Origin of the sequence: Streptomyces sp. NPDC020192 (genome assembly GCF_044388685.1) — a bacterium.
Taxonomy (GTDB): Bacteria; Actinomycetota; Actinomycetes; order Streptomycetales; family Streptomycetaceae; genus Streptomyces.
The window spans coordinates 173386-188673 of sequence record NZ_JBIRXG010000010.1 but is presented as its reverse complement, the minus strand read 5'-3'; the positions used below and the strand labels follow the sequence as shown (position 1 = coordinate 188673).

The window sequence follows — 15288 nt, the reverse complement described above, 5'->3', positions numbered from 1 at the left end:
CTAGCGCTCCGGGGCCTCACCCAGCACCACGGCGGCTGCCTTCCCCCAGGTCACCCGCCGGGCAAGTTCCTTGCGCAGTTCTGCCGCGTGGCCGAAGGCGGCGTCGCGCTCCCGTAACTTCCTGTCGATGGCCCGTGCCCAGTTCTCGGTGTCCTCCACGTCGTCGCGCGACAGTTCGACGACGAACCGGCTCGCCCGCTCGTGCCCGAGCGTCTGACGCAGCAGATCGGCCAGTCCGCTGTGCGAACCGACCAGAACCGGAATGCCCCGGGTGATCGCCTCGAGCCCGACCAGGCCGAATCCCTCCGTCCTGGAGGGCATGATCACCAGGCTGGCGGTGTCCAGATCGTCGTCGATGCGGTCCTGCTGCGAGGTGTAGGGGCGTACCACGACCTCCAGTCCCGGACTCGCAGCCCAGCGCACGATGTCCTCCCTCGCGTCGTCCACTCCGGCTTCCGGCGCGCCGCGCACGATCAGCCGGACCTCCTCGAGACCGGCCCTGTGCTGCCACTTCGCGACCAGGCCGCACGCCGCGGCGGCGACATCGACGCCCTTGAGCCGGGCATCCTCCGCGCGGCCCAGCAGGAGGACCCTCAGGGGCTCTCCCTGCGGTGGAGTACGGTCCTCCGGCCCCGGCACCTCGCCGTCGAACCCGGGATCGATCCGCAGCGGAGGCTGCCCGGAGGGGCTCTTGACCTCAGCAAGGAACCGCTGGTGCAGCCGAGGCCCCACCGCGACCACGCGGTGGGCGGTCCTGCCGAGCGCCCGCTCGATGCCCGTGCGTTCCTCGGCCCGCAGGCCGGCGTCGTTGGCCCGGTCCGGCTTGTGCCACTCGATGTCGTCCGGAGCCATGTGTACGAAGTGCAGGCGCCGGGCGGCGGGGAAGAAGTCGTCGACCAGTTTCTCGGCCGCCGGTCCGGTGATGCGACCGTGGCCCAGCACCAGGTCGGGCTCGACACCCGGTGGCAGCTTCGGGCGGCTCGTCAGGCGTACGTCTTCGGAGGCGCCCGGCCTGGCGGGGGCCGGGAGCAGGGTGACGCCGGCTGCCTTGGCGGAGACCGTCTCGGCGTCGCTCGCGTCGAGCACCACACAGAACACCTGTGCTCCGGCGGCGGCCAGCGCCCGGCACAGTTCACGGTTGAACGTGCTCAACCCGCCGTGGGAGGAGGCCCACTCGGTGGCCACCGACAGGACGACCGGGGGCCGGGCGGCGGATGCCGTCGTACCGGAGACGTCTGCCCGCGGATCCGTGGCGTGCGTCGCCGCCTCGGGAACGACACCGAGCGCGGCACAGGCGCGCTGCACCGCCTTCTCGAGATCGGCGTTGGTCTCCTCGCTCAGACACGTGACGTCGTCGGGGTCCGGCAGCAGCAGGTAGCTGAACCAGTAGGTGGCCCAGGAGACTTCACCCACCACGGCCGCGGCCTCGGCGAGTTCCTCGGCAGCCGAGGCGCGTTCGCCCAGCAGGAGATGCGCCATGGCCCGGTTGTAACGACTCAGCGCGAGGTCGAGCGGCTCCTGGGCCAGCCCGAGGGCACGACCGGACCACTCCAGTGCGTCGGCCGCGTCCCTGGTGACGAGGCTCAGATACGTCAGGCAGTTGGCCTGTTCCCAGCCCGGGTCCAGGGTGAAGGACGACCGGAAGCGGGCCTGTGCGCGCGGGATGTCAGCATCTTGGTAGGCGTCGTACGCGGCGTAGAGGTGGTTCTTCGCCAGTTCCACCCGCAGTTGTCCGGTGGCCTTCTGGAACCAGGCATCGGCCGGCCAGGACCGCAGGGGCAGCCTGACCCGGTCGGCGGTGAGGCGGCCGCCGAGCGTCTCGATCCGCTCGGCGGCCGCCCGGAAACCGGCGGTCTCCGCCAGCGCGATGTCGTCCGTGTCCGCCGCGAACAGCCAGCGTTCGACGGTGTGGTGGAGGTAGGTGCAGGTGACGGTGGTGAGGTCGAGGGCGGCCGGTTCGCCGGCCTTGAGGATCGCGTAGTGGAGGAAGTCGACCGGAGGAACGGTGTCCGGTCCCGCTTCGGGCAGTGACTCCAGGGCGCGGAAGCTCTCTTCGACGTGTTCCGCGTTCATCTGGGAACCGAAGGTCGCGTAGAGCCACGGGGGTTCGTGTTCGAATGCGCGCAGCAGAAAGCCCAACTGGCCCGTCAGCAGACCCCGTACGTCGGTCCGGCTGGTGATGGACCGGGCATGGGACGCCTTGCCGATGCTGCCGGCAGACCACAACCGGGCGTAGACCTCGTCGAACAGCTCCGCGTCGACGGCGAACCGGAGGATTTCCTCCGGCGCGAGGACACCCCGCTCGACCAGCGCGTTCCGGAAGGCGTCGTACTCCTCGCGCGTGATCTCCGGTGGCCCGGTCAGGCAGTAGGCAAACCAGGCCTCGTCCGGTGTCGCGTGACCGAGCGCCGAGGTCAGGACATTGAACGCGATGAGCTCGCGCCGGTCCATCGCACGCACGGCGCGGATCAACGGACGGCCGAGGACATCGCGGCCGCCCGACTCCATACGGCTGCGGATGCCTTCGAGTACCTCGGGCGTCAGGACCAGGTCGTCTTCGAGGCCGCGCTGCATGCGGGCGAACATCTCATGGCAGTACAGCTGGATCTCGTACGGGTTGCCGTCCGTGAGCTGCCTCAGCGAGGACACGAGGTCGGCGCCGCCCAGGCCGTAGACACGGGCGTTGGTGAGCGGGCGCATGATGCAGTCCTCGACCTCGTCCCGGTCGACGAACCCCCTGACTTCGATCTCCTTGAACTGCCGCAGGATCGGCGAGTGCACCTCCTTGATCCGCTCGATGAGCCCGACCGTACCGGCGAGCACCAGCACCAGCCCGTCGACGCGTGTGGTGAGGGACCGCAGCACCGACAGTGCGCGGACGTCCTGGGCGATCAGTTGCGCCTCGTCCACCAGCAGAGCGATCGGATGCCCGAGCAGGCGTCTGAAGAAGGAGAGGTCGGCCCGCAGCGCGGCCTCCGGTACGCGTCCCCCGGCTCCGGTCAGTGCCACCGCCTCCGGGAACTCCAGTGGGGACACCGATGCAGCGTCGCCGGCCCCGGCCATGGCACGCCGCACGGCCGGAACATCGAACGACAACTCCGTGCCGCTGCGCTGGGCCTCGGCCACGACCGCCGGGACCAACTCGTCGTACAGCTTGCGGAAGAACGTGATCGGCTCGCCGTCGCCCTCGATCAGCTCCACCCAGGTGGTCGTCAGCCCGCGCGCCCTGGCCATCCGTTCCGTGGCGTAGAGCAGGCTCGTCTTCCCAGCGGCCCGGGGGCCGTGCAGTGCGATGCAGACCGACGGCCGGTCGACGGCCGCCTGGGCCAGCTCGTACTCGATCGCCGTGACCTCCTCGCCCCGCCCGGCGAAGACGGCGGCGTCGCGCACGGGGTTGCGGTAGTCGTACGGATTGCGCAACTGGGAGATGTCCACGTGCCCCCTCACCTCGGCATCGATCGTACGGTCTGCACGGCGTCGGCGGGAGCTGTCGGAGAGTGCCCGGGGCGCATGCCGGGCCTCGGCTGTCGGCGCACCCGGGGTGAGGGACGTGCGCCGATTTCCATTCGCTCCGGCCCGGCAGGCGGCCTCCCCTCGACGGCATGACCGACGGCATGACCAGGCACCGACTCGGTCGAAGCTCACCGCTCGGCACCCCCGCGACATGGGCGGGGCCGCATCGTGACGCCAGGCAAAATCGGCTGCGGTCATGGAGGTCGCGGTTCAGGCGGGCGGCAAAGGTTGCTCCGTCCAGACGGTCTTGCCGTCGTGGGTGTAACGGGTGCCCCACCGCTCTGTGAGCTGTGCGACCAGGAAGAGCCCGCGTCCGCCTTCGTCCGTACTGAGGGCCCGCCGCAGGTGGGGGGAGGTGTGGCTGGTGTCGGACACCTCGCAGATCAGGGCGTGCGTACGAATGAGGCGCAGGGTGACGGGACCGGCTGCGTACCGGTAGGTGTTGGTGACGAGCTCGCTGGCGACCAGCTCGGTGGTGAAGGCCAGTTCGGTCAGCCCCCATTCGGTCAGTTTCGCCGTGGTCAGCTCCCTGGCACGGGCGGCGGCGGTCGCTTCCAGGGGCAGCTGCCATGAGGCGACATTCTGTGGCCGTAGCACCCGGGTACGGGCGATGAGCAGAGCGATGTCGTCGGTGGGGAGGTGGTCCTTGGGCAGCAGTGCTTCGATTACGGTGTGGCAGGTGTGGTCCAGAGGTTCTGTGGCGTGGGTGAGGCATGCGCGCAGGCTCTCCAGCGCGGCGTCGATGTCGCCGTTTCGTGCTTCCAGGAGGCCGTTGGTGTAGAGCGCGAGCAGGCTGCCCTCGGGGAGGTCCAGATCGTACGTTTCGAATGGCAGTCCGCCCAGGCCCAGTGGCGGACCCGCGGGCAGATCGAGCATGCTCACCTCGCCGTCCGGGGTGGACACCACCGGCGCCGGATGGCCGGCGCGTGCCAGGGAGCAGTGCTGGGAGACCGGATCGTAGACCGCGTAGAGGCAGGTGGCCCCGAGCACCTGCTCGATCGCCGACCCGTTGTCGTCAGCGTTCGTCTCCAGCTCGGTGGCCAGCAGACTGACCAGATCGTCCAGCCGCGCCACCACCTCGTCCGGTTCCAGGTCGAGGCTGGCCAGGGTGCGCGCGGCGGCCCGCAGGCGGCCCATCGAGGCCGCAGCGTGGATCCCGTGGCCGACCACGTCTCCCACGACAAGGGCGACCCGGGCCCCTGACAACGGGATCACGTCGAACCAGTCGCCGCCGATGCCCGGTTCACCGCTGGCCGGGAGGTATCGGCAGGCCACTTCCACGGCCGGCAGGTCGGACGCAGCGCTCGGCAGCAGACTGCGCTGAAGAGTCAGAGCGGCGCTCTGCTGCTGGGTGAAGCGGCGCGCGTTGTCGATGCAGACGGCCGCACGCGAGGAAAGCTCCTGGGCCACCGCGGCATCGCCGTCCTCAAAAGGCTCCGAATTACGCGACCGCCACAGGCTCACCACGCCCAGTACCAGGCCGCGCGCGACCAGGGGCACCGCGATCAGCGAATGAACGCCGAGCCCCAGGGCGATCTCGATCCGCCGCCGGTCCATGGCGTACCACTCGGGGCGCAGGGACAGCAGCCCTTCGAGAATCGGGCGACGTTCGGCAAGGCACCGCGCCTGCGGAGATTCCGGAAGCGGTGGGATCACATCGCCCTCTCGGAACGGGACGCGGTGTTCCGGTGGTGAGAAGGCAATCCGGAGCAGCGGGCCTGCCGCATCGGGAACCGGTTCGTCACCGAGTGTCACGGGCTTGAGGAGGTCCACCGAGCAGTAGTCGGCCAGGCCGTGGACGGCCACCTCGGTCAGTTCCCGAGCGGTCTGTGCCACGTCCAGTGATGTTCCGATCCGGGCACTCGCCTCGTTCAGCAGGGCGAGTCTGCGCTGCGCCCGGTGGCGGTCGGTCACGTCCTCGATCGTCTCGGCCACGCCGAGAACCCGGCCTGATGGATCTTCCATCCGGAACGCCGAGACGGACACGATCCGTTCCCGCCCCGGATCGTGGCGTGACCGGGCGGACTGCTCTGTGAAGATCAACGGCTCGCCGGTCTCCAAGACGTGCCGGACCCGTTCATCCGCCGGACCCGCGTCCTCGTCGACCATGAATTCGCGGGGGCGGTGGCCCACCGGCGCCTCGGCCGGGACACCGCTCGCCTTCTCGACTGCACGGTTGACCCGGATCACTCTCCTGTCCGGGCCGTACGTGACCAGACCGATCGGGGACCGGCGGTACAGACCGTCCAGCAGCGCACGGTCCCGCTGCCAGGCAATGACCTCCGCGGCAGGAGCACCGACCAGGAGCCACTCCTGACCGCCCCTCTCCCGGGTGACCGCGCGGGCCCGGAACCCCATCTCCACACGGCGTCCGTCGCGGTGTCGGACGAGCAGGACACCGAACCATCCTCCCCCCTTCATGGCGTCTACGACGACGGACCGCGCGACAGGCAGGTCACGGGCGTCGACCAGGAAGTCCTGCCACGCCCGTCCGATCACTTCCTTGGCCGGATAGCCGAGCAGCTCCTGCGCACGTGCGCTCCAGCCGACCACGGTGCCTTGATCATCGAGCACAGCCGAGGCGCCACGTCCGAGGGCGAACGGATCTTCAGGACTCTCGCTGAAATGCATCGACGGTGTCCCCATAGCCACCACCTTGCCTCCGTGACTCCGATGTTCCTCCCCGTGGTCTCCGTCCGCGACTCTCCCGGTCCTCTCGGCCCGGAGCCTCGGCGGGAGCGCCATGGCGACGCTCAGCGCGTGCGATGCAGGGGGTGGCCACGTTCATTCTCAGCCGGACGACTCGGGCGCGCACCGCGCCCAGGACGACCGACGCCACGCCGGTCGGGCCGGACTCAGGCCGGCTCGGCCACTTCTCCGACAGGCGGAACCCGGGTTGCGGAGTCGAGGTCGCCGCTGCTGACGAGTGCGTGGATCTCGTGGGCGGGCGGAGTCACGTCGCTGGTGGAGAGCGGCCACTCGTCCGCGCGACCTTCCAGGACTTCCCGAAGAGTGGCTCCTTCGAGCGGCGGGGCAGGCCGCAGGTGCAGATCGCGCTCGGGGCCCACTGGACGCGGGTTGGTGCACGCTTCAACTGACGCTGCCAGGTGCCTCGTCCGGGATGTGGCCCACGTCCATGGCTCGAGCGCCCGCTGGGCAGTGCCCACTCGAAGCCGTCGTGCGGCGATCTTCAGGGCAAGCTGACTGTCTCTCCTACCCCGGGGGGGCGCACAGCGCTCATCTGCTCCGGCCTGTCTCACGTCACCGGCTACTTGCCCATTGCCTCTGGTGCCGGGGCGGCACCCGTCGGGCAGGAGACACCCCAGTTGGTCTCGAAGGGGGTACTCAGCTTGCCCCCCGTCCCCGGTGAGCCTGTGCTGCCATGTGACCCATGGGGCCGAAGACGGCTGCCGGGTGAACCGGCCCGTCATCCGCGTAGGTGGGCAAGGAGTTCGCCTTCAACAGGATAGGGGTGTTCTTGGGGCAGCAGCCGGGCGGCGGAGTCCATATCGCCACCGTTGACCAGGGCTTGGATCTCGTGGGCGAGCGGGGTCACGTCGCGGATGGCGACTGTCCACTGGTCCGCGTAGCGCTGTGCGCCCTCACCGGAGAGGCCGAGTTGCAGGGACCGATACGGCAGGGGTTGCAGGTGTAGGTCCCGCTCCGGGTCCCACTGCACGCGGGTGGGCGCGCGCTTCAACTGACGCTGCCAGGTGGCGCGGTCGGGGTGGATCTCGCGGGCGTAGCTCGACAGACAGGCGTGGCGCAGCGCCCACTCGAAGCCATCGCGGGTGATCTCGACCGCGAGAACGGTCTCCTGCCCTTCCTTGGCGCCCCAGCCGCATCGGTACATCAGCCACAGGAACGACGGCTTGATCCATGTCAAGCCTTGTTCACAGCCCTTTGCCGAGCGCTCCCGCCCGCGCAAGCATCCACACTGCCGACTGCCGATGCACCGGGCATTGCGGGGGCCGCTCTCAGGGTCTCGGGTGCCGGTGCGGTGCTGTCAGCGCGGCTGCCGACATACGTGCCACGCGGCATGGACACGGATCGTCGGGCAAGACTGCGGTCCCCGGCTGTGAGCGGCGGGTTTCTGCTGCTCACAGGATGGGCGGCTTTCGGTACGACCCGCTGAGTTCATGAGGCGATCAACGCGGTGCTCGGCGAGACGCGGACCCTGGGCGTCCGCTGCTGGATACGCCATCGTCGTCGCCGGTTACCGAGGAGCGAGCACTGAGCGAAGGTGTCTGCGAGAGCTGACTCCGAGCTTGCTGAATACGTTGCCGAGGTGCCACTCCACCGTGCGTGGGCTGATGAACAGCTGGGCGGCGATCTCGGAGTTGGTGTGGCCGTCTCTGGCCAGGCCGGCGATCTGTGCCTCCTGGCCGGTGAGTTCGTCGACGGCGCCGACCGTCCGCTTGCGTACGGTTTCTCCGGTCGCCAGAAGCTCCCTGCGGGCCCGCTCGGCAAAGCCGTCGGCTCCGACCCGGCTGAACGCCTCGTAGGCGGAGCGCAGTTGAGCACGGCTTTCCTGACGGCGGTTCTGGCGACGCAGCCACTCGCCGTACAGCAGACGGGCGCGGAACAGCTGGACGGCGACCCGGCAGCGTCCCAGATGCTCGATCGCCTCCCGGTAGAGCGCATCGGCAGCTTCGCCGTCGCTCAGTAGCGCGCGCGAGCAGGCCTCCATGCCCAGTGCCCACTCTGTTCCGCTGGCGTGTGTGCGTTCGGTGAGTTTGTCCAGCGCGGACGCGGCGGCCGCCGGCTGTCCGCTGCGGGCGGCCGCCTCGATCAGTTCGACCAGTGCCCAGCCGAAGAAGCCCAGGTCCTCGTATTGGCATGCGCGCGTCGCGGCTGCCAGGGCGTCCTCGTAGCGGCCGAGGCCGTTGTGCAGCACTGCTGTCGCGTACTCGGCCAGGCTGAGAACACGCCCTTCACCCCGGGCGCGCACCTCTTCGATGGTGGTCTCGATGAGGTCCCGTGCCTGGGACTCCTGTCCGCGCCAGGCGGCGAGTAGCAGGGACGTGTACATCATGGGTACGCCGCCCGCCGCCTCCGAGATCGCCGTCGCCTCGTCGATCAGAGCCGCCGCGGTGTCGAATTCGCCAGCGTGCACATGGCAGCACGCCTGGTAGGTCAGCGCCATCGGGAGGACAGCGAGCGCGCCCGCTTGGCGGGCGATTCCGACGGCGCCGGCCGCCAGCTCATGCCACGCGTCGTCGTCCCACAGTTCCGGGGCGAGAGGCTCGGGTGTCACCCGGAACGCCAGCCACAGCCAGCGCCTGTCCGCATCCGGCGCGCCAGATCTCTGCTCCTGCCGGACGGTGTACAGGGCGCGCCTGAGAGCGTCGACGCCAGCGGCGTGGCCGTCGATGATCAGGCCGGCCATGCTGTCCAGCAGGACATCGACCATCCGCGGCGGCGTCGACGGTGGCGGTCCGGCGCGGGCGGCCTCGGCCACCTCGCGCTGCCCGGGTCCCGCGCTCAGACGGCCGGCGAAGATCGCCGCGCCGACCGCTTCCAGCAGGGTGTCACGGGCAAGGGCGGTGTCGAGAGGCGCCAGCCGGTGTGCCGCGTCGAGCAGAAGCCGGGGCGCGTCGCCGCCGCGCCGCTGGGAGAACACCAGCCGGGCTCTCAGCCGCTCCAGCCGGGCGCGCTGCAGATCGTCGAGCGGGCCGGCCTCCGCGGCCGCCAGCAGGTTGTGAGCACGGTCGGCCCCGCCGGCGTCGATCTCGGCCTGAGCGGCGGCCAGAACACGGGTGATGCGGTGCGCGGGATCTGGCGTCAGCTCCGCCGCCCGCCGCAGGAACGAGGCTGCCGCGGCGGCTCCTCCCCGGCTTTGTGCCCTGCCGGCCGAACGCTCCAGGTCGACGGCGACGCTCTCGTCGGGCCGGGTGGCGGCGTGCGCGCGATGCCACGCTCTGCGATCAGCATCAAGGTGGGGATCGGTGGCTTCCGCCAGTGCTCGGTGCGCCGCCCGGCGGTCCGGCGCGGATGTCCTCCGTTAGACGGCCGAGCGCACCAGAGGGTGATGGAACCGCACCCTGGTGCCGAACTCGACCAGTCCTGCCGCCTCGGCCGACGCTGCGGCGTCCGCCGGTATCTCCTGCAGATCGGCCGCCCGCCACAACAGATCCACGTCTCCGGTCGGCTCGGCCGCGGCGGTCAGCAGAAGTCGTCGGCTCTCCTGCGGAAGTGATCGGAACTGCCGGTGGAAGGCGGTCTCGATACAGCTCGCCACGGAGCGTCTGCCGGGGAGCCCGAAGCCGCCCGCCAGCTCGGCAGGGGTGAGCGCGTGCGTCACCTGCAACAAGGCCATCGGGTTGCCGTGCGCCTCGGCCACGATCCGGTCCCGTACGAGCGGGTCGAGCGGCACGCGGACGGCCGAAGCCAGCAGGGCACGCGCGTCGGGCTCGCTGAGGCCCTCGACGATCAGCTCCGGCAGACCGGCCAGCTCACGATCGTCATCGGGATCTCGCAGGGCGAAAATCAAAGCCACCGGTTCGGCCATCAGTCGCCTGGCGACAAACGCCAGCACCTGCAGGGACTCGTCATCGAGCCACTGCGCATCATCGAGGAGGCAGGCAAGCGGCTGATCCTCGGCGGCGCCGGCCAACAGACTGAGCACAGCCAGGCCTACCAGGAACCGATTGGGCACATCGCCCTCCCGCAGTCCGAACGCGACGGACAACGCATCGCGCTGCGGTCCAGGCAGCTCATCAAGGCGACCCAGCATGGGCCCGCAGAGCTGGTGAAGGCCCGCGAACGGAAGCTCCATCTCCGACTCGGTGCCTGCGACGCCGGCGGTACGAAATCCGACGGCCCGGCTGGCTGCGTAGTCCAGCAATGCGGTCTTGCCGATCCCTGCCTCACCGCGAAGGACCAGGACCGCACTGCTGCCCGCCCGCGCTGTGGCCAGTACCCGCTCCAGCGCGGCCAGCTCCTGGCTCCGGCCCCGCAGTGCGACCTGCGTTTCGCCGGCGGGCACGCCCATGGGTCGATCTCCCAGGTCGGCTGCTTGGTACATGGAGCGACCAATAAGGACATTTTTTTCAGGTCGAGCCAGTGGTCACTTTAGTGCGCCTTAGGGACTTTCAGTAGCTGCGCAGGTCCAGGCCCGCACGGAGCCTGGGTCGCTCCGATGACCGCACGGCCCGCCGACGACCCTCCGCCTTTGGTGCACCGGTTTCAACCACCCGCTGCAGGCAGCGGCTGCCCCAGACCGTACGTGACCCGAAGTTCCTCGCTTCCGGCGCGAACGCGATGCCCCCGGGTCCAGCCACGGGTCCGACCCCGGGGTTTCCACGGGGGCGAGGCACGCACGGCACTGCCACCGTGGAGGAGTCAGCGGCACAGGGCCGCTGACGATGACAAGGAGACCCCCCCACACATGTCTGCAACACCCGAACAGATAGCGATCCGGCCGTTCACGTTCGAGTTCCCCGAGACGGAACTCAAGGACCTGCGCGCGCGCATCGAGGCGGCGCGGTGGCCCGAGAAGGAGACCGTTGCGGACCAGTCGCAGGGCACGCGGCTGGAGACGATGAAGGAGCTTGCGCGTTACTGGGCGTCGGAGTACGACTGGCGCAAGGTCGAGGCGAAGCTGAAGGCCCTGCCGCATTTCATCACCGAGATCGACGGGCTGGACATCCATTTCATCCACGTCCGGTCGAAGCATGAGGATGCGCTGCCGCTGATCGTGACGCACGGCTGGCCCGGCTCGATCATCGAGCAGCTGAAGATCATCGAGCCGCTGACCGACCCCACCGCCCACGGCGGGAGCGCCTCGGACGCCTTCCACGTGGTCATCCCGTCGATGCCCGGCTACGGCTTCTCGGGCAAGCCGACCACGCCCGGCTGGGGTCCCGAGCACATCGCACGTGCCTGGGGCGAGCTGATGAAGCGCCTCGGTTACACCAAGTACGCCGCGCAGGGTGGCGACTGGGGTGCGATCGTCGCCGACTACATGGGTGTGCAGGAGCCCGAGGGCCTGATCGGCATCCACACCAACATGGCCGGCGCGATTCCGCCCGCCATCGACGCTGCGCTCATCGCGGGCAACCCGCTGCCTGAGAGCCTGTCGCTCTCCGACGAGGAGAACGCGGCGGTCGAGCAGCTGGACTTCGTGTACCGGCACGTCTACTTCGCCTACCTGATGGGCTCGCGTCCGCAGTCGCTGACCGGGCTGGTGGATTCCCCCGTCGGCCTGGCGGCCTTCCTGCTCGACCATGACGCGGCCAGCCTGGCCATGATCTCCCGAGCCTTCGCCGGAGGCACCGAAGGCCTCACCCGGGACGACGTCCTGGACAACATCACGCTCTTCTGGCTGACCAACACGGCGATCTCCGCGGCTCGCCTCTACGCGGAGAACACGACCTCCTTCTTCGGTGTCAAGGGCGTGAACCTGCCGGTCGCCGTGAGTGTCTTCCCCGATGAGATGTACCAGGCCCCGAAGAGCTGGGCGGAGCAGGCCTACCCGAACCTGGTCCACTACAACAGGCTCCCCAAGGGCGGCCACTTCGCGGCCTGGGAGCAGCCGAAGCTGCTCGTTGAGGAGATTCGTGCGGGCCTCCGGTCGCTCCGCTAGACGACCATGATCGAGGGACCACACATGCCCTCGGTCGCCCCGAGCTGCGCAGCCGCGTCGTCCTCGTGGACTTCGGCACGCTGACGTGCATCAGCTGGCTGCGCACCCAGCCGTACGTCCGTGGCTGCTCGCGGGCCTACCGCACGCGAGCCGCCACGCACGCGCTCAGAGCAGGGCGCGCTCGTTGAGCCAGGCCGGGGAGACGACCTCCGGAGTCCAGCTGCCCGCGGTGGTGGTGTGCAGGCCGCCCCCGAAGAGCCCAGCCGTACACACCCTGCTACCGGCAACCGGTCCCAACCCAGGGCACGACAGATCGGCCCTGCCTCGGGAATGCTGTCCTCGGGGTCCGGGTCGCGGTCCCGGGGGATCTCCTCCCCCGTGACTGCGTCGAAGAGGCCGTTACCATCATGTGGATGATGTACCGCTCCGGCTGGGGCATGAAGGAGGGTCAGGAGGCGGTCCTCGCCGTCGAGATCACTCGCGACGGCTTCGACTGGGCGCTGCGCCATGCCTGCCTGGCGAGTTACGTCTGCGGACTGCACTCCGATCGCGGCGCCTGGCAGCGGGACCTCAAGCGCGCACCGGCCCGTGTCCAGTGGGATCCCGAACGCAACCTGCATCTGCGTCCCCTGCCGCACCGCTCGCTGCAACTCGGAATCTCGGGCGAGGCATCGGCGCGCTACGCGGACGAGTGGGTCGTGTCCATCAGTGACGTGACTCCGCTCGCCAACGAGATCCACGCACTCGTCAGGGACGGCGAACTGGATACAGCCACCCGCCTGCTCCCCCAGGAGCAGGGATACCCCGCCGGTGAAGAGCTACTCGCCCACCTGAGTCCCTGACCGGCTGTCCGGCACAACGGCTGGCATCACCCACGGGTCACATGGCGGCAAAGGTCTGTGAACGCGGCTTGATGACCCACGTCATCCTGTCGCGCTTCCACGCGGCGGGGAAACGGCCCTCCTGGACAGCGGGCAGGCCGATTTCCGGGGCGTACGCCTGGTAGACGGTGATGGTGGAGTCCGTGTGGGCTGCACGGATCTCGCGTTGCGGTTGTTCCATGGCGTACAGCGTGGAGGCAGCCGGTTCAGGCGGCCAGTAATTTTCGACTGCCGTTCACTGCTACGGAGAGCGCCGGCCGTAGCACCGTGCGAATGGCCGGTGCCACGGCGCCCGCGTCGGACCTACCGCGCTACCGGCTACTTCGTCTCGGCCCAGCCCGGTAGAAGCTGCTCAGTTCCCCCCAGGGGGACCGGCTTCCTGCGGGGCCGAGTCTTCGTCGACCAGTACAAACAGAGGACGGGGGGCATGCCTCGATACCCGTTCGCTCCGGCCAGGCAGTCGTCCTACTCTCAGCACCATGAACAGGCCTCTCGTAGCCATACTCAGCGGCGCAGGGATCTCCACTGATTCCGGGATCCCCGACTATCGCGGTCCGAACGGGTTGTGGCGTCGGGATCCGGAAGCCGAGAAGCTCGTCACCTACGAGTACTACATGACCGACCCCGAGATCCGTCGACGGTCCTGGCAGATGCGCCGCAAGAACCGCGCGCTCCAGGCTGAGCCGAACGCGGCCCATCGGGCCGTCGCCGAACTGGAGAAGTCTGGTGTGCCGCTCCGGGTGATCACCCAGAACGTGGACGGCCTGCACCAACTCGCGGGCATGCCCGCCCGCAAGGTCCTCGAACTGCACGGCACCGCCCGCAACGTCGTCTGCACACAGTGCCATGCGCGCGGCCCCATGGAGGATGCCCTCGCCCGTGTCGAGGCAGGCGAGGACGATCCGGCATGTCTTGAGTGCGGAGGCATTCTCAAGTCGGCCACCGTGATGTTCGGCGAACGCCTCGACCCCATGGTGCTCGGCGAGGCTGTCTCCATCACCAAGGCCTGTCAGGTGTTCATCGCCGTCGGCACCAGCCTCCAGGTCCAGCCCGCCGCCGGCCTCGCAGGCCTCGCCGTCGACCACGGTGCAGCCCTGACCATCGTCAATGCGGAACCTACGCCGTACGACGATCTCGCCCAGGAAGTCGTGCGAGAACCCATCGGCACGGCCCTGCCCGACCTACTCCGTCGACTTCGGTGAGCGTGATCGATCAGGGCCTGCCCCATACCGAGGCAGGCCCTTCATCGCCTTACGGGATCAGAAGCGGCGTTCCGAGTGTCCCGGACTACCGCGGGCACAACGGGCTGTGGCGGCGGGAACCCGAGGCCGAGAAGCTCGTGACGTACGAGTACTACATGGCGGACCCGGAGATCCGGCGGCGGTCCTGGCAGATGCGGCGCAAGAACCGCACCCCCCAGGCCGAGCCGAACGCGGCGCACCGGGCCGTCGCCGAGCTGGAGAGGATGCCCGCGAGCCGATGGACGACGCACTCGCCCGGGTCGAGGCCGGCGAGGAGGATCCGGCGTGCCGGGAGTGCGGGGGCATCCTGAAGTCGGCCACGACCCGGGCGTCCTCGGCCAAGCCCTGTCGGTCAGCAAGGCCTGCACCGTGTTCGTCGCCGTCGGCAGCAGCCTGCGGGTCCAGCCCGCCGCCGGGCTGGTCGGCATCGCCGCCGACCACGGCGCCCACCTGGTCATCGTCAACGCCGAGCCGACGCCGTACGACGACCTCGCACAGGAAGTCGTGCGGGAGCCGATCGGCACCGCGCTGCCCTCGCTGCTGCGCGGCCTCGCCGAGGAGTACGCCGGCTAGAAGAGCGCCGTGCCGCGCTCGAATTCCAGCAGGCGGCGTTTGCGGTCCAGGCCGCCGCCGTAGCCGGTGAGGCTGCCGTCGGAGCCGATCACCCGGTGGCAGGGGACGATGATGCCGACGGGGTTGCGGCCGTTGGCGAGGCCGACCGCGCGGGAGGCCTGGGGATTGCCGAGGGCGTCGGCGAGTTGGCCGTAGGTGCGGGTCTCGCCGCAGGGGATCCGCGTCAGCTGTTCCCAGACGCCGCGCTGGAACGGCGTTCCCCGCAGGGCGAGTTCGAGGGTGAACTGCTTCAACTCCCCCGCAAAGTAGGCCGACAGCTGCTCCTGCGCAGCCGCGAAGCAGGGCAGGTCGTCGTCGCGCGGGCCGAAGTTCTCCTCCGGCGGGCGGTGCCGCTGGCCGGCCATGTACAGGCCGCACAGGGCGCCGTCGGCGTCGGCGACCAGGGTGAGTGGGCCGTACGGGCTGTCGGTCACGGTGTGGCAGGTCACGGGTG

At 69.6% G+C, this 15288-nt stretch carries 8 protein-coding genes and 4 pseudogenes; 4 read left to right on the top strand and 8 right to left on the bottom strand.

Translation table 11 applies throughout. The annotated features are described in order from the left end of the window. From ACH47Z_RS20910 to ACH47Z_RS20890, 5 genes are all read right to left on the bottom strand, one after another. The gene (locus tag ACH47Z_RS20910) at positions 1–3435 is read right to left on the bottom strand and encodes a glycosyltransferase (protein WP_399075685.1); all 3435 of its coding nucleotides are present in this window, start codon (positions 3433–3435) and stop codon (positions 1–3) included. A 288-nt stretch (positions 3436–3723) separates the two neighbouring features. Beyond that, positions 3724–6159, bottom strand: a complete 2436-nt coding sequence (locus ACH47Z_RS20905; protein ID WP_399075683.1) for a SpoIIE family protein phosphatase — start codon at positions 6157–6159, stop codon at positions 3724–3726. Between the two features lie 781 nt (positions 6160–6940). After that, positions 6941–7441: a DUF4291 domain-containing protein gene (locus ACH47Z_RS20900; RefSeq protein ID WP_399075681.1), complete on the bottom strand. Its 501-nt coding sequence runs from the start codon at positions 7439–7441 to the stop codon at positions 6941–6943. Positions 7442–7729: 288 nt separating this feature from the next. Beyond that, positions 7730–9136 (bottom strand): LuxR C-terminal-related transcriptional regulator, encoded by a 1407-nt coding sequence (locus ACH47Z_RS20895; RefSeq protein ID WP_399075679.1) that lies wholly within the window; start codon positions 9134–9136, stop codon positions 7730–7732. A gap of 381 nt (positions 9137–9517) precedes the next feature. After that, a complete protein-coding gene (locus ACH47Z_RS20890; RefSeq protein WP_399075677.1) occupies positions 9518–10507 on the bottom strand; it encodes an AAA family ATPase in 990 nt (329 codons plus the stop codon). Positions 10508–10903: 396 nt separating this feature from the next. On the opposite strand from ACH47Z_RS20890, the gene ACH47Z_RS20885 reads away from it, so the two are divergent. Further along, positions 10904–12100: an epoxide hydrolase family protein gene (locus ACH47Z_RS20885; protein WP_399075675.1), complete on the top strand. Its 1197-nt coding sequence runs from the start codon at positions 10904–10906 to the stop codon at positions 12098–12100. Positions 12101–12268: 168 nt separating this feature from the next. Here ACH47Z_RS20885 and ACH47Z_RS20880 read toward each other — a convergent pair. After that, positions 12269–12507: pseudogene (locus ACH47Z_RS20880) on the bottom strand (hypothetical protein); the annotation flags it as partial. Between ACH47Z_RS20880 and ACH47Z_RS20875 the strand changes: the two are divergent. After that, positions 12502–12942, top strand: a pseudogene (locus ACH47Z_RS20875) (DUF4291 family protein); the annotation flags it as partial. The pseudogenes ACH47Z_RS20880 and ACH47Z_RS20875 sit on opposite strands and share 6 nt — an antisense overlap. A gap of 64 nt (positions 12943–13006) precedes the next feature. Here the strand turns inward: ACH47Z_RS20875 and ACH47Z_RS20870 are convergent. After that, positions 13007–13162: pseudogene (locus ACH47Z_RS20870) on the bottom strand (DUF4291 family protein); the annotation flags it as partial. A 298-nt stretch (positions 13163–13460) separates the two neighbouring features. Here ACH47Z_RS20870 and ACH47Z_RS20865 point away from each other — a divergent pair. Both ACH47Z_RS20865 and ACH47Z_RS20860 read left to right on the top strand, forming a co-directional pair. Beyond that, positions 13461–14183 carry an SIR2 family NAD-dependent protein deacylase gene (locus ACH47Z_RS20865; RefSeq protein ID WP_399075673.1) on the top strand — a complete coding sequence of 241 codons (723 nt, stop codon included), beginning with the start codon at positions 13461–13463 and terminating at the stop codon, positions 14181–14183. A 56-nt stretch (positions 14184–14239) separates the two neighbouring features. Next, positions 14240–14795 (top strand): annotated as a pseudogene (locus ACH47Z_RS20860) (SIR2 family NAD-dependent protein deacylase). On the opposite strand, the gene ACH47Z_RS20855 reads toward ACH47Z_RS20860, so the two are convergent. Next, positions 14792–15283 carry a methylated-DNA--[protein]-cysteine S-methyltransferase gene (locus ACH47Z_RS20855; RefSeq protein ID WP_399075886.1) on the bottom strand — a complete coding sequence of 164 codons (492 nt, stop codon included), beginning with the start codon at positions 15281–15283 and terminating at the stop codon, positions 14792–14794. The pseudogene ACH47Z_RS20860 and the gene ACH47Z_RS20855 overlap by 4 nt on opposite strands. Positions 15284–15288 lie beyond the last annotated feature (5 nt).

Excerpts from the sequence above, each read along its gene's own strand:
- ACH47Z_RS20905 (WP_399075683.1), bottom strand. The coding sequence starts at position 6,159 with ATGGGGACACCGTCGATGCATTTCAGCGAGAGTCCTGAAGATCCGTTC.
- ACH47Z_RS20890 (WP_399075677.1), bottom strand. The coding sequence starts at position 10,507 with ATGGGCGTGCCCGCCGGCGAAACGCAGGTCGCACTGCGGGGCCGGAGC.
- ACH47Z_RS20885 (WP_399075675.1), top strand. The coding sequence starts at position 10,904 with ATGTCTGCAACACCCGAACAGATAGCGATCCGGCCGTTCACGTTCGAG.
- ACH47Z_RS20865 (WP_399075673.1), top strand. The coding sequence starts at position 13,461 with ATGAACAGGCCTCTCGTAGCCATACTCAGCGGCGCAGGGATCTCCACT.